The organism is Cedecea sp. B1(4), from assembly GCF_059414925.1.
This window is the reverse complement of sequence record NZ_JCAHMZ010000123.1, coordinates 1-335: the sequence shown is the minus strand read 5'-3', so window position 1 is coordinate 335 and position 335 is coordinate 1. Positions and strand designations below refer to the sequence as shown.

Sequence of the window (335 nt, the reverse complement as noted above, 5' to 3'; positions counted from 1 at the left end):
ACAGAAGAGAACTTTGCCTGTGCTTCGATCTTGTAGTACGCGCCTGAGAGCCGCAGAGCGAGATCTCCCTCTTGGCTGTAAAGATCGTTGGCCTGGATGATCACCGGCGGAACAACCCGCCCCTGAATCATCAAGCTCCCGAAATCGTAGATAGTGTCAAGCGTGCGCTCCTTGGCCTTCACATCCTGCCGGATCTTGTCGAGCTGCCACGAAATCCCGGCCTTTACCCCGACGCCAAGAGCAGTATCGAGAAGCGCTTGCGAACGGGCGCGCTGCGCCTCGTTCTGCTGTGCCATCAACGCCGCCGCCGTCACGCTGCTCGCGTTGCGCGAACC

The 335-nt window shown here is 59.7% G+C and carries 1 protein-coding gene; it reads right to left on the bottom strand.

All coding sequences use genetic code 11. The features are described 5' to 3' along the window. A partial coding sequence (locus ACR6JA_RS22315; protein ID WP_494599588.1) for a type IV secretory system conjugative DNA transfer family protein occupies window positions 1-296 on the bottom strand: 296 nt, incomplete at its 3' end. Window positions 297-335: the final 39 nt, after the last annotated feature.